The organism is Lacimonas salitolerans (genome assembly GCF_042677865.1).
GTDB classification, from domain to species: domain Bacteria; phylum Pseudomonadota; class Alphaproteobacteria; order Rhodobacterales; family Rhodobacteraceae; genus Lutimaribacter; species Lutimaribacter salitolerans.
In genome coordinates this window covers 2,501-6,085 of sequence record NZ_JBHUDD010000121.1, presented here as the reverse complement: position 1 = coordinate 6,085, position 3,585 = coordinate 2,501, and the positions used below count along the sequence as shown (strand labels likewise).

Here is a 3,585-nt window from a genome sequence, read left to right as displayed (position 1 = left end):
TTTGGTTGCGGGGGTAGGATTTGAACCTACGACCTTCAGGTTATGAGCCTGACGAGCTACCGGGCTGCTCCACCCCGCGGTGTTTTGTTTGGTAAGTATCGTATTTGAGAGTTTATTGAGGTTTTTTCTAGGTTTGGCGGTGACCTACTCTCCCACGTCTTGAGACGCAGTACCATTGGCGCGACGGCACTTAACTGCCGAGTTCGGGATGGGATCGGGTGTTTTGCTCGTGCTATGACCACCAAACCGAGGAAAAACCTCGTTCTCTCGGTGTGTTTTGGCACGCCGAGAGATATCAACAACCGTTGTCCGAGTATTGTAGGGATGTGTTTGCTTTGATTTGTTTTCAGTCTTTCTGTTACTGGATCAAATCAAGCCTATCGGGCCATTAGTACCGGTCAACTGAACGCATTGCTGCGCTTACATCTCCGGCCTATCGACGTGGTGGTCTTCCACGGCCCTCGGGGATACCTTGTTTTGAGGGGGGCTTCCCGCTTAGATGCCTTCAGCGGTTATCCTTTCCGATCATAGCTACCCTGCACTACCGCTGGCGCGATAACAGGTCCACCAGTGGATCGTTCACCCCGGTCCTCTCGTACTAGGGGCAACTCCTCTCAAGTATCCTACACCCACGGCAGATAGGGACCGAACTGTCTCACGACGTTCTAAACCCAGCTCACGTACCTCTTTAAACGGCGAACAGCCGTACCCTTGGGACCTGCTCCAGCCCCAGGATGAGATGAGCCGACATCGAGGTGCCAAACACTGCCGTCGATATGGACTCTTGGGCAGTATCAGCCTGTTATCCCCGGCGTACCTTTTATCCGTTGAGCGATGGCCCTCCCACTTGGGACCACCGGATCACTATGGCCGACTTTCGTCTCTGCTCGACTTGTCAGTCTCGCAGTCAGGCTGGCTTCTGCCATTGCACTCAACGAGCGATTTCCGACCGCTCTGAGCCAACCTTCGCGCGCCTCCGTTACTCTTTAGGAGGCGACCGCCCCAGTCAAACTACCCGCCACACAGGGTCCCGGAACCGGATAACGGTCCGCGGTTAGACATCAAGCGATGCAAGGGTGGTATCTCAAGGGAGGCTCCACAGGAACTGGCGTCCCTGCTTCGAAGCCTACCACCTATCCTGCACATGCATGGCCTGATGCCAGTGTGAAGCTGTAGTAAAGGTGCACGGGGTCTTTCCGTCTAACCGCGGGGAGCCTGCATCTTGACAGGCAATTCAATTTCGCTGAGTCGATGTTGGAGACAGCGGGGAAGTCGTTACGCCATTCGTGCAGGTCGGAACTTACCCGACAAGGAATTTCGCTACCTTAGGACCGTTATAGTTACGGCCGCCGTTTACCGGGGCTTCAATTCAAAGCTTTCACCTCTCCTTTTAACCTTCCGGCACCGGGCAGGCGTCAGACCCTATACGTCGTCTTGCGACTTCGCAGAGTCCTGTGTTTTTAGTAAACAGTCGCCACCCCCTGGTTTGTGCCCCCAGCCCCTAGTTGCCTAGGAACCGGGCCTCCTTCTCGCGAACTTACGGAGGTATTTTGCCGAGTTCCTTCAACATCGTTCTCTCAAGCGCCTTGGTATTCTCTACCAGTCCACCTGTGTCGGTTTAGGGTACGGTCTGATGGAGGGCTATTTCCAGGAACCTCTGAACGGCCCCCACAATCCGATAAGTGGGAACAATCTTCGAGATCCGTCACATCCTCCTGGCTCAGGAATATTAACCTGATTCCCATCGTCTACGCATTTCTGCCTCGACTTAGGGGCCGGCTTACCCTGCTCAGATTAGCTTTAAGCAGGAACCCTTGGACTTTCGGCGAGGGAGTCTCTCACTCCCTTTGTCGCTACTCATGTCATCATTCTCGCTAGTGATCTCTCCACCGGATCGCTCACACGCCGGCTTCACAGAAAAGACTGTATCCTGCGCTACCGCTTCGCTGCTTGAGCGCGTTTGACCGCGCTGTCGCATCGAGGCGATAGAAGAGGACAAGTCCTATGTCACACTACGCTCTGCTACCATGCACTATGTGCATCCCTAGCTTCGGCTCATGGCTTGAGCCCCGTTACATCTTCGCCGCAGGACAACTTGTTTAGACCAGTGAGCTGTTACGCTATCTTTAAAGGATGGCTGCTTCTAAGCCAACCTCCTGGTTGTTTTGGTCGTCCCACCTGCTTTCCCACTTAGCCATGAATTGGGGGCCTTAGCTGAGGGTCAGGGTTGTTTCCCTCTCCACGACGGACGTTAGCATCCGCCGTGTGTCTGCCATCTAGTACTCCCGGGTATTCGGAGTTTGGTTAGGATCAGTAAGCCTGTGGGGCCCCATTACCCATCCAGTGCTCTACCCCCCGGGGTATTCGGATGACGCTCTACCTAAATAGATTTCGCAGAGAACCAGCTATCTCCGAGTTTGATTGGCCTTTCACCCCTAGGCACAGCTCATCCCGATCCTTTTCAACGGATGTGGGTTCGGTCCTCCAGTTGGTGTTACCCAACCTTCAACCTGGCCATGCCTAGATCACTCGGTTTCGGGTCTGATCCCACGAACTCATGCGCCCTATTAAGACTCGCTTTCGCTGCGCCTACACCTATCGGCTTAAGCTTGCTCGTGAGACCAAGTCGATGACCCATTATACAAAAGGTACGCCGTCACCCCGCAAGGGGGCTCCGACTGATTGTAGGCGTTCGGTTTCAGGTACTGTTTCACTCCCCTCGTCGGGGTGCTTTTCACCTTTCCCTCACGGTACTGGTTCACTATCGGTCAGCAAGGAGTACTTAGCCTTCGAGGGTGGTCCCCCGATCTTCAGACAGGATTTCACGTGTCCCGCCCTACTTAATACGTCCTGTCATGCTTCATATACGGGACTGTCACCCACTATGGTTGGCCTTTCCAGACCATTCTATTCACAATCAAGGCTCGGCTGGTCCCCGTTCGCTCGCCGCTACTAGGGGAGTATCAATTGATTTCCTTTCCTCCGGGTACTTAGATGTTTCAGTTCCCCGGGTTTGCTCTTCCAACCCTATGTATTCAGGTAGGAAGTACCTGGTTTTGCCTGATATAGGCTGCACCGGAGTGCAATTATATCAAACAATCAGGTGGGTTGCCCCATTCGGAGATCCATGGATCAAAGCCTATTCTCGGCTCCCCATGGCTTATCGCAGAGTATCACGTCCTTCATCGCCTCTTGCTGCCAAGGCATTCACCAAACGCCCTTCTCGCGCTTGATTTGATCCAGAAAGAGAAAGACTTGAGTGATTGTCCTACCGCCCGGAGGGCTGCTTGAGGACGCTTTCACGCCCCGCCGCAACCCGCGGACAATGGAAATCTCAAGCTCGCGCTTTCCGATCAAAAGCAAACTATCCCGCTCCTGCCGCTGTACGGCAGGAACATGACCGATCCGTGCGGACCGGTCTTGGTTAGTGTACTTGACTTGGACAACGTTGCTCTTTTTCCGGCGCTTGCGCGCCTCAGGTCACCTGTTACTCCAGGCAACCAAGCAAGTTGTTGATTTCTCTCTAAACGATGTCAAAGCTTCTTGCGAAGCGACGTCCGATTGGACGGGCAAACAGTCAGGCGA

General features: G+C 54.0%; 1 tRNA gene and 2 rRNA genes. All 3 read right to left on the bottom strand.

Annotated features, from left to right (window positions below):
• Nucleotides 1-2: 2 nt before the first annotated feature.
• A tRNA-Met gene (locus ACFTOW_RS14065) sits at nucleotides 3-79 on the bottom strand.
• A 52-nt stretch (nucleotides 80-131) separates the two neighbouring features.
• Nucleotides 132-246, bottom strand: a 5S ribosomal RNA gene (gene rrf, locus ACFTOW_RS14060).
• A gap of 121 nt (nucleotides 247-367) precedes the next feature.
• Nucleotides 368-3,235: ribosomal RNA gene (locus tag ACFTOW_RS14055) — 23S ribosomal RNA — on the bottom strand.
• Between the last annotated feature and the right edge of the window lie 350 nt (nucleotides 3,236-3,585).